The sequence below is a fragment of the Streptomyces albiflavescens genome (genome assembly GCF_014645835.1).
Taxonomy (GTDB): domain Bacteria; phylum Actinomycetota; class Actinomycetes; order Streptomycetales; family Streptomycetaceae; genus Streptomyces; species Streptomyces albiflavescens.
In genome coordinates this window covers 910,479-926,649 of record NZ_BMMM01000002.1, presented here as the reverse complement: position 1 = coordinate 926,649, position 16,171 = coordinate 910,479, and the positions used below count along the sequence as shown (strand labels likewise).

17 protein-coding genes are annotated in these 16,171 nt (G+C 70.5%); 11 read left to right on the top strand and 6 right to left on the bottom strand.

Going from position 1 to position 16,171, the window contains the following annotated elements; translation table 11 throughout:
* Positions 1–296 precede the first annotated feature (296 nt).
* Positions 297–605 carry a small hydrophobic protein gene (locus IEY95_RS08990; RefSeq protein ID WP_189185326.1) on the bottom strand — a complete coding sequence of 103 codons (309 nt, stop codon included), beginning with the start codon at positions 603–605 and terminating at the stop codon, positions 297–299.
* 251 nt (positions 606–856) lie between these two features.
* The gene (locus tag IEY95_RS08985) at positions 857–2,479 is read right to left on the bottom strand and encodes an MFS transporter (protein WP_189185325.1); all 1,623 of its coding nucleotides are present in this window, start codon (positions 2,477–2,479) and stop codon (positions 857–859) included.
* 114 nt (positions 2,480–2,593) lie between these two features.
* Here IEY95_RS08985 and IEY95_RS08980 point away from each other — a divergent pair, with 114 nt between their 5' ends.
* The 3 genes from IEY95_RS08980 (at position 2,594) to IEY95_RS08970 (ending at position 5,580) form a co-directional block, all read left to right on the top strand.
* Positions 2,594–3,253, top strand: coding sequence for a TetR family transcriptional regulator (locus IEY95_RS08980; RefSeq protein ID WP_189185324.1), 660 nt, complete (start codon positions 2,594–2,596; stop codon positions 3,251–3,253).
* 188 nt (positions 3,254–3,441) lie between these two features.
* Positions 3,442–4,650 carry an alpha/beta hydrolase gene (locus tag IEY95_RS08975; RefSeq protein WP_189185323.1) on the top strand — a complete coding sequence of 403 codons (1,209 nt, stop codon included), beginning with the start codon at positions 3,442–3,444 and terminating at the stop codon, positions 4,648–4,650.
* A gap of 66 nt (positions 4,651–4,716) precedes the next feature.
* Positions 4,717–5,580, top strand: a complete 864-nt coding sequence (locus IEY95_RS08970) for a DUF4429 domain-containing protein (RefSeq protein ID WP_189185453.1) — start codon at positions 4,717–4,719, stop codon at positions 5,578–5,580.
* A gap of 186 nt (positions 5,581–5,766) precedes the next feature.
* On the opposite strand, the gene IEY95_RS08965 is transcribed toward IEY95_RS08970, so the two are convergent.
* Together IEY95_RS08965 and IEY95_RS08960 are read right to left on the bottom strand one after the other, a co-directional pair.
* Positions 5,767–6,783 carry an aldo/keto reductase gene (locus tag IEY95_RS08965; RefSeq protein ID WP_189185322.1) on the bottom strand — a complete coding sequence of 339 codons (1,017 nt, stop codon included), beginning with the start codon at positions 6,781–6,783 and terminating at the stop codon, positions 5,767–5,769.
* Complete coding sequence (locus tag IEY95_RS08960) at positions 6,780–7,268, bottom strand: MerR family transcriptional regulator (protein WP_189185321.1); 489 nt, start codon at positions 7,266–7,268, stop codon at positions 6,780–6,782. Before IEY95_RS08960 ends, IEY95_RS08965 begins: the two co-directional genes overlap by 4 nt.
* A gap of 96 nt (positions 7,269–7,364) precedes the next feature.
* Between IEY95_RS08960 and IEY95_RS08955 the strand changes: the two genes are divergently transcribed.
* The gene (locus IEY95_RS08955; protein ID WP_189185320.1) at positions 7,365–7,835 is read left to right on the top strand and encodes a GNAT family N-acetyltransferase; all 471 of its coding nucleotides are present in this window, start codon (positions 7,365–7,367) and stop codon (positions 7,833–7,835) included.
* Between the two features lie 19 nt (positions 7,836–7,854).
* Positions 7,855–8,676, top strand: a complete 822-nt coding sequence (locus IEY95_RS08950) for a serine hydrolase domain-containing protein (protein ID WP_189185319.1) — start codon at positions 7,855–7,857, stop codon at positions 8,674–8,676.
* A 146-nt stretch (positions 8,677–8,822) separates the two neighbouring features.
* Here IEY95_RS08950 and IEY95_RS08945 read toward each other — a convergent pair whose 3' ends face one another.
* Positions 8,823–9,644: an NAD(P)H-binding protein gene (locus tag IEY95_RS08945; protein WP_189185318.1), complete on the bottom strand. Its 822-nt coding sequence runs from the start codon at positions 9,642–9,644 to the stop codon at positions 8,823–8,825.
* Positions 9,645–9,747: 103 nt separating this feature from the next.
* On the opposite strand from IEY95_RS08945, the gene IEY95_RS08940 reads away from it, so the two are divergent.
* Positions 9,748–10,344, top strand: a complete 597-nt coding sequence (locus IEY95_RS08940) for a TetR/AcrR family transcriptional regulator (RefSeq protein WP_189185317.1) — start codon at positions 9,748–9,750, stop codon at positions 10,342–10,344.
* A gap of 33 nt (positions 10,345–10,377) precedes the next feature.
* Here IEY95_RS08940 and IEY95_RS08935 read toward each other — a convergent pair whose 3' ends face one another.
* Positions 10,378–11,034 (bottom strand): pirin family protein, encoded by a 657-nt coding sequence (locus tag IEY95_RS08935; RefSeq protein WP_189185452.1) that lies wholly within the window; start codon positions 11,032–11,034, stop codon positions 10,378–10,380.
* Positions 11,035–11,129: 95 nt separating this feature from the next.
* On the opposite strand from IEY95_RS08935, the gene fasR reads away from it, so the two are divergent.
* The 5 genes from fasR to fabF all read left to right on the top strand — a co-directional run bounded on the left by fasR (position 11,130) and on the right by fabF (position 16,144).
* Complete coding sequence (gene fasR / locus IEY95_RS08930; protein ID WP_189185316.1) at positions 11,130–12,335, top strand: fatty acid biosynthesis transcriptional regulator FasR; 1,206 nt, start codon at positions 11,130–11,132, stop codon at positions 12,333–12,335.
* A gap of 89 nt (positions 12,336–12,424) precedes the next feature.
* Positions 12,425–13,339 carry an ACP S-malonyltransferase gene (locus IEY95_RS08925; protein ID WP_189185315.1) on the top strand — a complete coding sequence of 305 codons (915 nt, stop codon included), beginning with the start codon at positions 12,425–12,427 and terminating at the stop codon, positions 13,337–13,339.
* A 16-nt stretch (positions 13,340–13,355) separates the two neighbouring features.
* Positions 13,356–14,423 carry a ketoacyl-ACP synthase III gene (locus tag IEY95_RS08920; RefSeq protein WP_189185314.1) on the top strand — a complete coding sequence of 356 codons (1,068 nt, stop codon included), beginning with the start codon at positions 13,356–13,358 and terminating at the stop codon, positions 14,421–14,423.
* A 72-nt stretch (positions 14,424–14,495) separates the two neighbouring features.
* Entirely contained in the window at positions 14,496–14,744 is a 249-nt protein-coding gene (locus IEY95_RS08915) for an acyl carrier protein (RefSeq protein WP_189185313.1), read from the top strand.
* 128 nt (positions 14,745–14,872) lie between these two features.
* The gene (gene fabF / locus IEY95_RS08910; RefSeq protein ID WP_189185312.1) at positions 14,873–16,144 is read left to right on the top strand and encodes a beta-ketoacyl-ACP synthase II; all 1,272 of its coding nucleotides are present in this window, start codon (positions 14,873–14,875) and stop codon (positions 16,142–16,144) included.
* The last annotated feature ends 27 nt before the right edge of the window (positions 16,145–16,171 follow it).

Here is a 16,171-nt window from a genome sequence, read left to right as displayed (position 1 = left end):
GTCCCAGCCGTCGTCGTTGCTGTGGGCATGCGTGCCGCTAGGGCGGCACGGGTGGGCACAGCGGCACCCCGTACAGCGCCGGGCTGCGCGGCCCACCCCCGACCCCAGCCCCGGTGCCGGGGACCTTGGTCGCAACGGCACCCGGCGCTGGTGGCTGTGCCCACCCTCCCCCACTCTCGGCTTCGCTCGAGCGGGGGGACCCCCATCGCCCTGCGGGACGACTGCCCACAGCGGTAACGGCCGGCAGCGGCTGCACGCGGCCACGGCCGCGTGCATGGCCTCGTGGATGGCCGCGGTCAGAGCCAGCCGTTGCCGGCGCCCGTCGAGCCGGCCAGCCAGATGATCGCCAGGAGGGTGTCCAGCGCGCCCAGGATCAGGGCGATTAGGGCCGGCAGCGGGCGGGAGCCCGTCCAGCGGCGGCCCAGGGACAGCCAGCCGCACACGATCGCCAGCGGTCCGAGAACGATGCTCAGCGTGAAGAAACCGGCGATCGCGCAGACGAGACCGATGATGCCCAGGGTCGCGCGATCCGGCCCGGTCCGTGACCTCATACGGCCACGTGAACGGGGGTACCTGCGCGTACCGTGTCCGAAGCCCGCCATCATCAACTCCTGAACTCCCTTGACCTCTCGGTCGGTTCGGGTCGATGCGCCGGGTACCCCCGTTCCTCGCCTTCAGACCTGCACACGCGCTGCCCCCCTCCGGCAGCGCGCCGCAGTTCCGGCCGCCCTCCACGTCGTAGATGCCGTACGGAGGACTTGACCCACTGTGACCTGCGGCGCGCACCGAGCGGGAGGGATCTTGAGCTCAGTCACCCGGATAGGCGAAAAGGCGAACCCTGAACAAGAACGGGCCGTCAGATGTGCCCGGCCCCCGCCCCCGCGGCCTCCGCGTTGTCGCCCCGCTTGGTGAGCATCGCGACGAAGACGGCCACGACAGCGACCCCGGCGGCGACGAGGCACGCCAGACTCATGCCGGAGATGAACGTGTCGTGCGCGACGTCGGTGATCTGCGCGGCGATCGCGGCCGGCGTGTCCTTGGTGACCGGCGCGGCGCCCACCTGGACCGCCTCGGAGGCCTGGTCCAGCTGGGCCGGGGTGAGCGGCGGCAGCTTGGCGTCGGCCCAGTTGCCCGCGAGATCGCCGTCGACCTTGGAGGCCATGACAGCGCCCAGCACCGCCGTACCGAGGCTGCCGCCGATCTGCATGGCGGCCTGCTGGAGGCCGCCCGCGACACCCGAGAGCTCCATGGGCGCGTTGCCCACGATGACTTCGGTGGCGCCGACCATGACGGGCGCGAGGCCGAGGCCGAGCAGGGCGAACCAGAGCGACATGATGCCGCTGCCGGTATCGGTCTTCAGCGTGGACATGCCGAACATGGCGATCGCGGTGAGGGCCATGCCCCCGGCCAGCGGGATGCGCGGGCCGGACTTGGTGATCAGGGCGCCGGCCAGCGGCGAGCCGACGATCATCATGCCGGTCAGCGGCAGCAGGTGCAGGCCCGCGTCGACCGGGCTCATGCCGTGCACGTTCTGCAGATAGAAGGTGACGAAGAACAGGCCGCCCATGAAGGCGATGGCCATCAGGACCATCAGGACCACGCCCGCCGACAGCGCCACGGAGCGGAACAGCGCCAGCGGGATCAGCGGCCCCCGCACCCTCGTCTCCCAGAAGGCGAAGAGCGCGAAGCCCAGCACCGATGCGCCCAGGAAGGTCCAGGTCAGAGCGTCGCCCCAGCCCCAGGTCGGGGCCTTGATGAGCGCCCAGACCAGGCAGAACATGGCGCCGGAGAGCAGCGTGATGCCGAGGATGTCGAAGGAACGGGGCGCGTTCTCGGCGCGGTGGTCGGTCAGGATCAGCACACCGAGGACCAGCGCGATGACGCCTACGGGCACGTTGATGAAGAACACCGACTGCCAGCTGACGTGCTGGACCAGCAGACCGCCGAGGATCGGGCCGCCCGCGGTGGAGGCGCCGATGACCATGCCCCAGATGCCGATCGCCATGTTCAGCTTCTCGGCCGGGAAGGTCGCCCGCAGCAGGCCGAGCGCGGCCGGCATCAGCAGCGCGCCGAACAGCCCCTGGAAGACCCGGAAGGTGACCACGAGGGCGATGCTGTCGGACAGGCCGATGGCACCGGAGGCGGCGGCGAAGCCGACCACGCCGATGAGGAAGGTCTGCCGGTGCCCGAACCGGTCGCCGAGCTTGCCCGCGGTGATCAGCGTGACCGCGAGGGCGAGGAAGTAGCCGTTGGTGATCCACTGGACGTCGGCGAAGCTCGCGCCCAGATCCTTCTGGATGGCGGGGTTGGCGATGGCCACGATGGTGCCGTCCAGGGCCACCATCATGACCCCGACGGCCACGGTGATGAGGGTGAACCACGGATGGCCGCGCAGCCCCTTGGCGGGGGCCTCGTCCGACAGGGCGAGCGGTGTCTTGTCCCCCGAGCCCGTCGTGTCGATGGTGGTCTGACTAGTCATGCTTTCGAGGCTAGTGACAGCCACTGACAGTTGACAAATCAATTCACAAGTCGGTAACTGTCACGTCGCTCACGGATAGGCTGAACTGGGCGAACAGTTCGCAGGAGGGGACACATGGACATCGCGGACACGGCGGGGGCAGGGGCACGCCCGGGGCTGCGCGAACGCAAGAAGCAGCGCACCCGCGACGCCCTGCTGCGGGCCGCCCTCGAACTGTTCGCCACCCAGGGATACGAGCAGACGACCGTCGACGAGATCGCCGAGGCCGTCGACGTCTCCCAGCGCACCTTCTTCCGGTACTTCGCGGGCAAGGAGGACGTCGCCCTCTTCAGCCAGCGGATCGCGGAGTCGCACTTCCTCGCCGCCGTCCGCGAACGCCCGCCCCACGAAGCCCCGTTGGAGGCGCTGCGGATGGCCGTCCTGGAGGGCTGGGACACCATCGGCGAGGCGGTCGACGCCGTCGTCCCGATCGAACTGCACATGCGCACCTTTCAGTTGATCGAGTCGACTCCCGCGCTGCTCGCCGTCCATCTGCGCCGCTCCGCCGAGCTGGAGGAGGAAATCGCACGGGTGATCGCCGAGCGCGAGGGCCTCGACGTGGACGCGGATCCGCGACCGCGCGTCGCGGTGGCCGTGTTCGGCGGAGTGATGCGCGTCACGGGCCGGTTGTGGGGCGCGGGCGAGGACAGCAGCGTCGAGGCGATCCGCGAGCTGACCGCCTCCTACCTCGATCACGTGGGGCCCGCGCTGGCGGAGAAGTGGCGTACGGAGTGATCACCGACGGGAGCGGTGACCACCGGGGGAACACGGAAAAAGTGGCGCACATAATGATCGTTGACGCACACAGAGCGTCACCATTTAACTCAAACTGAACCCGCTTTGACCCAATTACCCCACTAGAAACGTGATACCGCTCACTCGTTTAACGGGAGGCACCTCACTTCTCCTAGGGTGTCCTCTCAGTGACTTCCTTCGACACATCCCCCCAACTCAGCGTTTGGCGCGCATTGCTCGCGCTGGCCGTGGTGTTCGTGATGCTGGCCACCGGTGGCTGGACCGCGCTGAACAGCCATCGGACAGCGACGCCGCTCCAAGCCTCACGCTCGGCGTGGGAGCACGGCAGCCTCGCCGGGCACCGGCTTCCGGACCTGGACTCCACGTCCGGCCGACTGGCCCGCTTCTTCGCCACGCTCGACGCCCACCAGCGCTCCCGGCTCGCCCACCGCTACCCGCTCGCGGTCGGCAACATGAACGGCGCGCCCGTGACACTGCGCTACCAGGCGAACCGCATCGCCCTGGATCAACAGCGCAAGGTCGAGCGCAAGCGCATGCACGACAACCGGCTGTCGACCCTCGGCCAGCACGAGGCGGGCCGACGTATGCACCGCTATGAGGCGCTGCTGCACAAGGGCCGCAAGATCCTCGCCTTCGACCCCATGGGGACGGGGCGGATCGCCGAGGTCTTCGGCAGCCTCGACAAGGCCCAGCGGATCTCGCTCGTGGTGCCCGGTGTCGACACCGACCTGCTGAACTTCCAGCGCACCAACAAGCCGTACTCGGCTCCTGTCGGCATGGCGCGTTCGCTGTACGCGGCGGAGCGCGCGGCGAATCCGAGCACGCGTACGGCCGTGATCGCGTGGGCCGACTACACGACACCCAGCGGGCTCGGTATGGACGCGGCCACCGCCATGCGCGCCGAAGAGGGCGCGGTCCGGCTGAACGCGCTGCTGCGGGCGCTGCCGGGGAGCTCGCCGGTGGCCCTGTACTGCCACAGCTACGGCTCCGTCCTGTGCGGGGTCGCCGCCCATGAGCTGCCCTCCCGGGTCTCCGACATAGCGGTGGCGGGCAGCCCCGGCATGCGCGCCGAGAAGGCATCGGGCCTGCACACCTCGGCCCAGGTCTGGGCGATGCGGGACGCCGACGACTGGATCGCGGACGTACCGAATCTGGAGGTCGGAGGGCTCGGGCACGGCGCCGACCCGGTGTCGAAGGGATTCGGCGCGCGGGTCCTGTCGGCGAAGGACTCGAAGGGGCACACCGGCTATTTCGAGCCGGGTACGGAGAGTCTCCGCAACTTCGCGGAGATCGGCATTGGTGCGTACCGCGCGGTGACGTGCGCGCACGACGATGACGCGTGCCGGACGGGTTTGTCCGGCACCATGTCGGGCTGACGCGCGTAGAGAGCGAAAAACTGCGGTCCGCCCAGGGAGGCGACGGAGGCTTGCGTGCCGCATACGATGGCCCGCATGGGTGACGTACTGGCCGGATTTCATGCCGCCTGGGAGTTCGAGTCCGACTCCGTGCTCATCCGCTTCGAACGGGGGATCCGGACACCGAAGCTGTTCCAGGCGCTCGGCGAACGCCGCATTCCCCTGGAGGCGATCGCGGCGGTGACGCTGACGCCCGGGAAGCGTGGCACGGTCGTTCTGCGTGCCGTGCCACGAGCGGGTGCCGATCCGCTGATGGAGGCGGCCGCGGGGCAGCTCAAGGAGGGGTGCGATCCGTATCGGCTCGTGCTGCCCGCCGAGCGCGAGACCCTCGCCGAGTACTACGCGGACGAGCTGCGCGGACAGCTCACCGAGGACGACAAGCCCGCCGAGCGCTACCTGGTGGGCCCGCCCGAGGCGCCGCTGCAGTTCAAGGCGTACGACGGGAAGGCGTCCTTCGACGGCAAGGCGGTGTCCTTCCGGTGGTTCTGGACGGGTGCCTCCTCCGCGAAGTGGAAGGCCGGCGACCAGAGATTCCCGGTCGCCGACCTGAGCGGGGTCGAGTGGCGCTCTCCCGAGGTTTTCGAGGGCCATCTGCGGCTGCTGCGCCGTCAGTCCGCGCCCGCGCAGCCGGCCCAGGCCGATCAGGATCCGGCGGCCGTCGTCTTCGGGCTCGGCTACGGGCCGGTGCACGAGTCGCTGCCGTTCGCGGCCGCCGTACTCTCCGCGGTGCGCGCCTCCGGCTCCGGCGCGCTGCCTCCGGCCGCCGCGCCGCGCCGCGATCCGGCCGACATCGCCGAACGGATCCGGCATCTCGGGGAGTTGCACGAGGCGGGGCTGGTGACGGACGAGGAGTTCACGTCCAAGAAGGCGGAGCTGTTGGCGGAGTTGTGAGGGCCGCCGGGGGTGCCGCGAGAACGTGGATTCACCCCCTCCGCCCCTACCCGTTCCCGTACCTGGGGGCTGCGCCCCCAGACCCCCGCCAAAAGATTGCGCAGTTCCCCGCGCCCCTGAAAAGGGGCGCGGGGAACTGCGCTACAAGCCCCCAGCGGGTAGGGGCGGAGGGGGCGAAAAGCGCGGTTACTCCCGGCCCGCCGACGCGAAGGACATGTCCGGGTAACGGTCACCCGCGACCTTGGAGGCGATCGGCTCCAGCAGGGCCAGCTCGTCCTCGGTCAGGACGATCCGCGTGGCCGCCGTGTTCTCCTCGACCCGTGTGCGCTTGGTGGTGCCCGGGATCGGTACGACCGTGAAGTCGTGGACGGTCGCCTGTTGTTGGACCCACGCCAGGGCGATCTGGCCCAGCGAGGCACCGTGGGCCTCGGCGACGGATCGGATCGGGTCCAGCAGCGCCGCGTTCGCCGCCGCGTTGTCGCCCGTGAAGCGGGGCTGGGTACGCCGGACGTCGTCCTCCGAGAGGTCCTTGTCGGCGTTGGCGAAGGAACCGGTGAGGAAGCCCCGGCCGAGCGGCGAGTACGGGACGAGCGCCACGCCCAGCTCACGGACGGCGGGCACGACGTGTGCCTCGATGTCCCGGCTGAACAGCGACCACTCCGACTGCACGGCCGCGATCGGGTGCACGGCCTGCGCCGCGCGCAGCTCCCCGGCGGTGACTTCGCTCAGCCCCAGGTGCTTGACCTTGCCCTCGCGCACCAGCTCGGCCATGGTGCCGACGCTCTCCTCGATCGGCACGTTCACATCGCGCCGGTGCATGTAGTAGAGGTCGATCACGTCGACGTCCAGCCGCTTGAGGCTGCCCTCGACGGCCTGGCGGATGTACGCCGGGTCGTTGCGGATGATCCGCTTGGTCCGGTCGCTCGCCGGGGTCGTGAGGCCGTACTTCGTCGCGATCACGACCTCGTCCCGGTGCGCCTTGATGAACGGCGACAGGAACTTCTCGTTCTCGCCGGCGCCGTAACCCTCCGCGGTGTCGTAGAGCGTGACACCCAGCTCCAGCGCCCGCTCCAGGGTGGCCCGGGCCTCCTTCGCGTCCGAGGGGCCGTACGCCCAGCTCATCCCCATGCAGCCGAGGCCCTGAACGCCGACCTCCGGGCCACCGTCGCCGAGCTGCACCTTGGTTGTCCCACTGTCGGTCATGAAGACCTTTCCGACGCCAGGGCCCGCCCGGCGTCCCCATAAAAGTTGATCTTGTGGTCGAGCACCGCGAGCGTGTCCTGGAGCTCGGCGATCCGGGCCTTGACGTCCCGGCGGGTCGCCTCCAGGAGTTCATAGCGCTCGATGTAGGTGTGGTCGCCCTCGCGCACCAGTTCCGCGTACCGCACCATGTCGGCGACCGGCATCCCGGTGAGCCGGAGCTTGCCGACGAAGGCGAGCCAGTCCAGGTCGCGGTTGCTGTAGCGGCGCTGGCCGGTGTGCGAGCGGTCGATGTGCGGCATCAGGCCGATCCGCTCGTACCAGCGCAGGGTGTGCGCCGTCATGCCGGTGGAGGCGACGACCTCGCTGATCGTGTAGTTGTCCTGACCGTCCGGGCGCCGGTGCCGCTCGGGCGGCGCCGCGCAGAGGTCGGTCCTGGTCCCGGCGCCGGTCTCGGTGGCCTCGGTCGTGGTCTCCATCACCGTCATGACCCCCACGCTAAAACCTTGGAGTGCACTCCAAGCAAGCGGAATCCGGGGAAATTCCGGAGACGCCGCGCGGGCTCGGTGGCTACCGTGCAGATCATGAGTCCTGTACGCCGTGCCGTGCCCGAGGACGCCGAGGAAGTGCTGCGGCTGCGTCAGGTGATGATCGATTCGGTCTTCGCCGCGGACGGCTCCGCCGAGTGGCACACGGAGTCCCTGCCGACCATACGCGGCAAGCTCGCCGAACCCGACGGGAACTTCGCGGCCTTCGTCGTCGACCACCCCGACCGGCCGGACGCGCTCGCGGCGCTCGTCGCCGGGTCCCTGGAGTACCGGATCGGGCGTGAGGGCAATCCGCACGGCGCGGTGGGACATGTCTTCAGCGTCGCGACCGATCCGGACGCGCGGCGCCGCGGTTACGCCCGCTCCTGCATGGAGACGCTCCTCGACTGGTTCCGCGAGCGGGGCGCCGCCCAGGTCGACCTCAACGCGTCCGCCGAGGCCGAGCCGCTCTACGCCTCCCTCGGATTCGTGCGCAAGCCGGACCCCTCGATGCGACTGAACCTCTGAGCCGCTTAGGCTCGTACGCATGTCCTTGCACAGCCTGGCGTTGATCGAGAACTGGCCCGTCCCCACGGCCGCGGCGGCCGTCGTCCGCGCGGACGGCACGGTGCTCGGGACCCATGGACCCGTGGCGCACCGCTTCCCGCTCGCCTCGGTGACCAAGCCGCTCGCCGCGTACGCCGCGCTCGTCGCGTACGAGGAGGGGGCGATCGAGTTCGACGAGCCGGCGGGTCCGCCCGGTTCGACGGTCCGTCATCTCCTCGCGCACACCTCGGGGCTCGCCTTCGACGAGCACCGGGTGACGTCCGCGCCCGGGGAGCGGCGGCTGTACTCGAACGCGGGGTTCGAGGTCCTCGGGGACCACATCGCCAAGGCGACGGACATTCCCTTCGCGGAGTATCTGCGCCAGGCGGTGCTGCAGCCGCTGGGCATGGCCTCGACCACGCTCGACGGCTCGCCCGCCAAGGACGGCGTCTCGACGGTCGACGATCTCGCGCGATTCGCCGCCGAGGTGCAGGCGCCGCGGCTCCTCGACCCACGCACGGTCGCCGAGGCGATGACCGTTCACTACCCCGGTACGAAGGGCGTCCTGCCGGGGTACGGGCACCAGAACCCCAACGACTGGGGCCTCGGCTTCGAGATCCGCGACTCCAAGTCGCCCCATTGGACGGGGAGTTCGTCCTCGCCTCGAACGTTCGGGCACTTCGGGCAGTCCGGTACGTTCCTGTGGATCGACCCGGACGCGGGCGCCGCGTGTGTCGCGCTGACCGACCGGGCGTTCGGGCCCTGGGCGGTGGAGGCGTGGCCCCCGTTCACGGATGCGGTACTGACGGAGCTGCGGGGCTGAGGTCGGGGCGGCCCGCGGCGGAGCTGCTGATGGATGCGGTCGCCCCCTCCGCCCGCCCCTGCCCGTCCCGCTCCCCGGGGGCTACGCGCCCGGACCCCGTAGCGGCCTGACCGGACTCGTCCTCGAACGCCGGCCGGGCTCAACAGTCACCGGAAGGCCGCGACATTGCGCTCGGCCCACGCGGCGAAACTGCCCGGCTCCCGGTCCAGGACGCGTTCGACGTCGGGGCTGACCCGCCGTTCGTCCTCGGTCGGCTCGCCCAGGATGGCGAGGGTGCCTTCGACCACGGGCAGCGGCATGAAGCGTGCCATCAGCTCGTGGGCCTCCTCGCGGGTCTGCTCGACGAACCGCACCGGTTCGCCCAGGGCGGTCGCGATCGCGGCCGCCCGCTCGCGCGGGGTGGTCGCCGTGGGACCGGTCAGGGTGTACGTGGCCCCGAGGTGAGCGTCCTGCCGCAGGGCAGCGACGGCGACCGCGGCCACGTCGTCGGGGTCGACGAAGGGCAGGCCGACCTCGCCGAACGGTGCCGCGGCCGTCCGCCGGGTGCGGACCGACTCGGCCCACGCGAAGGCGTTGGTGTCCAACCCGCCCGACCTCAGGACCGTCCAGTCCAGCCCGGACTCCCGTACGGCCGCCTCGAACCTGCCCGGGTGCCGGTACGCCTCCGGGCGGGTCGCCACGCCCTGCGAGGACAGCAGCACCACCTTGCGGATCCCGGCGGTCTTCGCCGCGTCCAGGATGCCGTGCGGGTCCTCGCCCGCCACCAGGAGGAACAGCGCGTCACCGCCTTCGAAAGCGGCCCCCAGGCCGGCCGGCTCGGCCAGGTCGGCGGCCACCGCGCGGACTCCCGGCGGCACATCGGCCCCGGTGATGTGCCGGGCCACCGCCGTCACCGGCAGCCGGGCCTCGGTGAGCATCCGCACCAGCGTCCGCCCGACGTTTCCGGTCGCACCTGTCACCACGTACATGTCGGTCTCCTCGACTCACAGACTTACTTAGTTAGTTGACTGACTCACTGCGTTGGGCAGGACGCTAGCACGGTCCGACCCCCGGCTGTCTATAGTTAGTCGGGTGACTGACTCAAAGGAATCGCGGGGCCCTCGGGCGAAGGCGGCCGGCAAGCGGCGGCAGCTGACGGCGGCCGCCGCCCGGGTCCTGCACGAGCAGGGCGTGGAGCGCACGACCATCGCCGACATCGCCCGCGCCGCCGAGGTCCCGGCGGGCAACGTGTACTACTACTTCAAGACCAAGGACGAGCTGGTCGAAGCCGCTCTCTCCGAGCACGCCTCGCATCTGGAGACCCTCACCGGCCGGCTCGATCAGCTCGCCGACCCGCGCGAACGCCTCAAGGGACTCGTCGACGCGTGGGTCTCGCAGCGTGACACCGCGGCCCGCTACGGCTGCCCCATGGGCACCCTCGCCTCGGAACTCGACAAAAGGGCCGAGGGCGGCCTCGACCTCACGGCCGGCCGGGTCATCCGTCAGCTGCTGGAGTGGGTGGAGGCGCAGTACCGCCAGATCGGCGTGGCCGACCCCGAGGGCCACGCGCTGGCGCTCGTCGGCGCCTATCAGGGCATGTCGCTGCTCTCCAACGCCCTGCGCGACCCGGAGGTCATGGCCCGCGAGGGAGCCCGCCTCACGCGCGAGCTCGACAGCCTGGGGTGCTGAGTCACCTGACGGGACTGGAGAGGTGACGTCGCGTCAGCCCACCGTCATCTCCCACAGCAGCAGCTCCGCCGGTGAGCCCGCCAGCGCCTCCAGGTCCTTCGACTCCGTGATGCGGGCCGCGTCGCCCGGTCCCAGCTCCTCGCCGTCCAGGCGGACTTCGCCGCGGACGCAATGGACGTACACGAAGGGCGCGTCGGGCACCGCCGTCCGCTCCCCCGCCGTCAGGCGGCGTACGTGGAGCATGGCGCCCGCCTCGGGGACCGCGTACGGCGTGGAGTCCGCGATGCCGCGGACGATCTCGTACGACGGGTCGCCGCCCGGCTCCAGCGGGGCCAGCCACATCTGCACGAAGACGAGCGGCTCCGAGCCGTCGTTGCGCTCCACGTGGCGGACGCCGCCCGCCGAGCTGAGGCGCTGGACGTCGCCGGGGCGGACCACGGACTCGTGGCCGGCCGAGTCCCGGTGGGTCAGCTCGCCCTCCACCACCCACGTCACTATCTCGGTGTGGCTGTGCGGGTGCTCGTCGAAGCCCGCGCCGGGGGCGAGCGCCTCCTCGTTGCAGGCGATCACCGCACCGAAGCGGAGGTTGTCCGGGTCGTAGTGCGGGCCGAAGGAAAAGGCGTGGAGCGAGGAGATCCCGGCCGCCGGGTCCCCTCCGCGGTAGCGCTCCTCGGCGCGGCGGACGTCCATCACGTCCACCACCGTAGCCCCGGCCGGGCACCCTCCCCGCGCTTACTTGTGACCCGCCACCGCACACCTCCGTCCTGATAAGGCAGTCTTGTCCCGTGCCCGAACCCGAAACCAGCAACACCGAGCGCCCAGCGCATCACGTCCACGCGCACACCGCGACCCTGAAGCGGCTGGAGAAGTCCTCCGGAAGTCTCGCCGCCCAAGCCATCGCGCGGATGGACGAGACGCTGCCGTGGTACCGGGCCATGCCGCCGGAGAACCGTTCCTGGATCGGTCTCGTCGCCCAGGCCGGTATCGCGGCGTTCACCGAGTGGTTCCGGCACCCCGACGCCCCGCAGGCGATCTCCACCGATGTCTTCGGGACCGCGCCACGCGAGCTGACCAGGGCCATCACCCTGCGCCAGACCGTCGAGATGGTGCGAACCACCATCGAGGTCATGGAGAGCGCGATCGACGAGGTCGCCGCTCCCGGCGACGAGTCCGTGCTGCGCGAGGCCCTGCTCGTGTACGCCCGCGAGATCGCCTTCGCCACCGCCCAGGTGTACGCACAGGCGGCGGAGGCACGGGGTGCCTGGGACGCCCGGCTCGAATCGCTCGTCGTGAACGCGGTGCTCTCCGGCGAGGCCGATGAGGGCGCTGTCTCCCGGGCCGCGGCCCTCGGCTGGAATTCTCCCGAACATGTCTGCGTGGTGCTGGGTACGGCGCCCGACGGTGACAGCGAGCTGACGGTCGAGGCGATCCGGCGCGCCGCCCGGCACGCCAAGCTGCAGGTACTGACGGGTGTGCTCGGCGATCGGCTCGTCGTCATCGCGGGCGGCAACGACAATCCGCTCGCCGTCGCCAAGTCGCTGATCGGGCCGTACGCCGCCGGGCCCGTCGTCGCCGGGCCGATCGTGCCGGATCTGCTCGCCGCGACCCGGTCCGCGCAGGCCGCCGCCGCCGGACTCAAGGCGTGTTTCGCCTGGCAGGACGCCCCGAGGCCGGTTCTGGCGGACGATCTGCTGCCGGAACGCGCGATCGCCGGAGACCCGTCCGCCCGCGAGCAGTTGGTGGAGGAGATCTACAGACCGCTGGAGGAGGCCGGCTCCGCGCTCCTGGAGACGCTCAGCGTCTATCTGGAACAGGCGAGCAGCCTCGAAGGCGCGGCCCGGATGCTCTTTGTCCATCCCAACACCGTGCGCTACCGGCTCCGACGTGTGACTGACGTCACCGGCTGGTCGCCTTCGGATGTACGCTCCGCGTTCACGCTGCGGATCGCACTGATCCTGGGGCGTCTGGCCGATGGAGATCCTCAAACCTAGCCCTTTGTCGGGGACCTACAATTCCCCCTCGTGTTCTTCGTCCTTGTCCCCACGGGCGGCCGCGGCCGTCCACAAGAGAGAGTGTGAGAGTGCTCGTACTCGTCGCTCCCGGCCAGGGCGCTCAGACGCCCGGCTTCCTGACTCCTTGGCTCGAACTCCCCGGCGCCGCCGACCGCCTTGCCGCGTGGTCGGACGCCATCGGGCTCGACCTCGCCCACTACGGCACGCAGGCCGACGCGGACGCGATCCGGGACACGGCTGTCGCGCAGCCGCTCCTCGTCGCCGCCGGTCTCCTGTCCGCCTCGGCACTCGGTGACATCAACCCCGGTGCCGTCGCGGGCCACAGCGTCGGCGAGATCACCGCCGCCGCGTTCGCGGGAGTACTCGACGACACCACCGCGCTGCAGCTCGTCCGCAAGCGCGGCCTGGCGATGGCCGACGCCGCCGCCATCACACAGACCGGTATGTCGGCGCTGCTCGGCGGGGACCCCGAGACGACGGTCCCGCACCTGGAGAAGCTCGGCCTGACCCCGGCGAACGTGAACGGCGCGGGCCAGATCGTGGCCGCCGGCACGCTGAAGGAGCTGGCGGCCCTGGAGGCGGACAAGCCCGAGGGCGTACGCCGTGTCGTGGCCCTGAAGGTTGCGGGCGCGTTCCACACCCACCACATGACCCCGGCGGTCGACGCGTTGGCCGAGGCCGCCGCCGGCCTGGACCCGGAGGACCCGCGGATCGCCTACGTGTCGAACAAGGACGGCCAGGTCGTCACGGCCGGCTCCGACGTCCTGGCGCGTCTCATCGGCCAGGTGGCCAACCCCGTCCGCTGGGACCTGTGCATGGAGACCTTCAAGAAGCTCGGCGTGTCCGCACTGGTCGAGGTGTGCCCCGGGGGCACTCTGACCGGTCTGGCCAAGCGTGCGCTGCCCGGCGTCGCGACGCTGGCGCTGAAGACCCCCGACGACCTCGACGCGGCTCGCGAGCTCATCGCAGAGCACAGTGCCTGAGAAGGAGCTCCAGAGCATGTCGAAGATCAAGGCACCCAAGGGCGCGCCCTTTGCGCGCATCATCGGCGTCGGCGGCTACCGCCCCGTCCGGGTCGTGCCCAACGAGGTGATCCTGGAGACGATCGACTCGTCCGACGAGTGGATCCGCTCGCGCTCCGGCATCGAGACCCGGCACTGGGCGAACGACGAGGAGACCGTCGCCGCGATGTCGATCGAGGCGTCCGGCAAGGCCATCGCCGACGCCGGGATCAACGCCGACCAGATCGGCGCCGTGGTCGTCTCCACCGTGTCGCACTTCAGCCAGACCCCGGCCGTCGCCACCGAGATCGCCGACAAGCTCGGCACGAACAAGGCAGCCGCCTTCGACATCTCGGCAGGCTGCGCGGGCTTCGGGTACGGCCTGACGCTCGCCAAGGGCATGATCGTCGAAGGTTCGGCGGAGTACGTCCTGGTCATCGGCGTGGAGCGGCTGTCGGACCTCACCGACCTGGAAGACCGCGCGACGGCCTTCCTGTTCGGCGACGGCGCGGGCGCGGTCGTCGTGGGTCCCTCCGAGGAGCCGCACATCGGTCCCACCGTGTGGGGTTCCGAGGGCGACAAGGCGGGCACGATCAAGCAGACGGTGCCGTGGAACGAGTTCCTCCCCCACTCTCGGCTTCGCTCGAGCGGGGGGACCGCCACCGGCGATGTCTCGAAGCTTCCGCTCGACTCCAAGGGCGAGATCAAGTTCCCTGCGATCACGCAGGAGGGCCAGGCGGTGTTCCGCTGGGCCGTGTTCGAGATGGCGAAGGTCGCTCAGCAGGCGCTGGACGCGGCCGGAATCACCCCGGACGACCTGGATGTCTTCATTCCCCACCAGGCCAACGAGCGGATCATCGACTCGATGGTGAAGACGCTGAAACTGCCGGCGCATGTCACGGTCGCCCGCGACGTACGCACCACCGGCAACACCTCGGCCGCCTCGATTCCGCTCGCGATGGAGCGGCTTCTGGCGACCGGCGAGGCGAAGAGCGGCGACACCGCGCTCGTCATCGGCTTCGGGGCGGGTCTCGTGTACGCCGCCACGGTCGTTACCCTCCCCTAGGCACACCGTCCGGATCATCTCCGGCCGGAGTTCCGCCACACCCTCTGGATACATACCGAAGGAGCGCCTGACATGGCCGCCACTCAGGAAGAGATCGTCGAAGGTCTCGCCGAGATCGTGAACGAGATCGCCGGGATCCCCACCGAGGACGTCCAGCTGGACAAGTCCTTCACCGACGACCTGGACGTCGACTCGCTGTCCATGGTCGAGGTCGTCGTCGCCGCCGAAGAGCGCTTCGACGTCAAGATCCCGGACGACGACGTCAAGAACCTCAAGACCGTCGGCGACGCGACGAACTACATCCTCAAGCACCAGGCCTGATCTTCCGATCACCTGGGCTGAAGGCCCGGTTCACCCGGGCTGAAAGCCCTTGGTCCGCCTGGGCTGTATGCCCCGCCACCCGGCGGTGGCGCCGCTGAATCCTCGTATCCGTTGGAGAAAGAATTCCCGTGAGCCCGACCAATCGCACCGTGGTCGTCACCGGTATCGGCGCAACCACACCGCTGGGTGGCGACGCAGCCTCTACCTGGGAGGGCCTGGTCGCCGGACGTTCCGGTGTCCGCGCCCTGGAGCAGGAGTGGGCCGCCGATCAGGCGGTCCGCATCGCGGCGCAGATCGCCGTGGAGCCGGGCGAGGTCATTCCCCGCCCGCAGGCCCGCCGCCTGGACCGCTCGGCGCAGTTCGCGCTGATCGCGGCCAAGGAGGCCTGGGCGGACGCCGGTTACACCGACAAGGCGGGCGAGGACGCAAGCGTCGACCCCGACCGGCTCGGCGCGGTCATCGCCTCCGGCATCGGCGGCGTGACGACCCTGCTCGACCAGTACGACGTGCTGAAGGAGAAGGGCGTACGCCGTGTCTCCCCGCACACCGTGCCGATGCTGATGCCGAACGGCCCGTCCGCCAATGTGGGCCTCGCCGTCGGCGCCCGCGCCGGCGTGCACACCCCGGTCTCCGCCTGTGCCTCGGGCGCCGAGGCCATCGGCTACGCCATCGAGATGATCCGCACCGGCCGTGCCGACGTCGTCGTCGCCGGTGGCACCGAGGCGGCCATCCACCCGCTGCCCATCGCCGCGTTCGGCAACATGATGGCGATGTCCAAGAACAACGATGACCCGCAGGGCGCCTCGCGCCCCTACGACGTCGCCCGTGACGGCTTCGTCCTCGGTGAGGGCGCCGGCGTCCTCGTCCTGGAGTCGGCCGAGCACGCCGCCAAGCGCGGCGCCCGCGTCTACGCGGAGGCGGTCGGCCAGGGCATCTCGGCCGACGCCCACGACATCGTGCAGCCGGAGCCCGAGGGCCGCGGCATCTCGCACGCGCTGCAGAACCTGCTCGACAACACCGACCTGGACCCGGCCGAGATCGTGCACGTCAACGCGCACGCGACCTCGACCCCGGCCGGTGACGTGGCCGAGCTGAAGGCTCTGCGCAAGGTGTTCGGCGACGACGCCGACCACATGGCGGTGTCCGCCACCAAGTCGATGACGGGCCACCTCCTCGGTGGCGCGGGGGGCGTGGAGTCGGTCGCGTCCGTGCTCGCGCTGTACCACCGGGTCGCGCCGCCGACCATCAACGTGGACAACCTCGACCCCGAGGCGGAGGCCGCCGCCGACATCGTTCGCGGTGAGGCCCGCAAGCTCCCCGTCGAGGGACGGATCGCCGCCCTCAACGACTCGTTCGGGTTCGGTGGGCACAACGTGGTGCTGGCGTTCCGGTCGGTCTGATCACGACGGCCACGTAAGGGGAGGGCC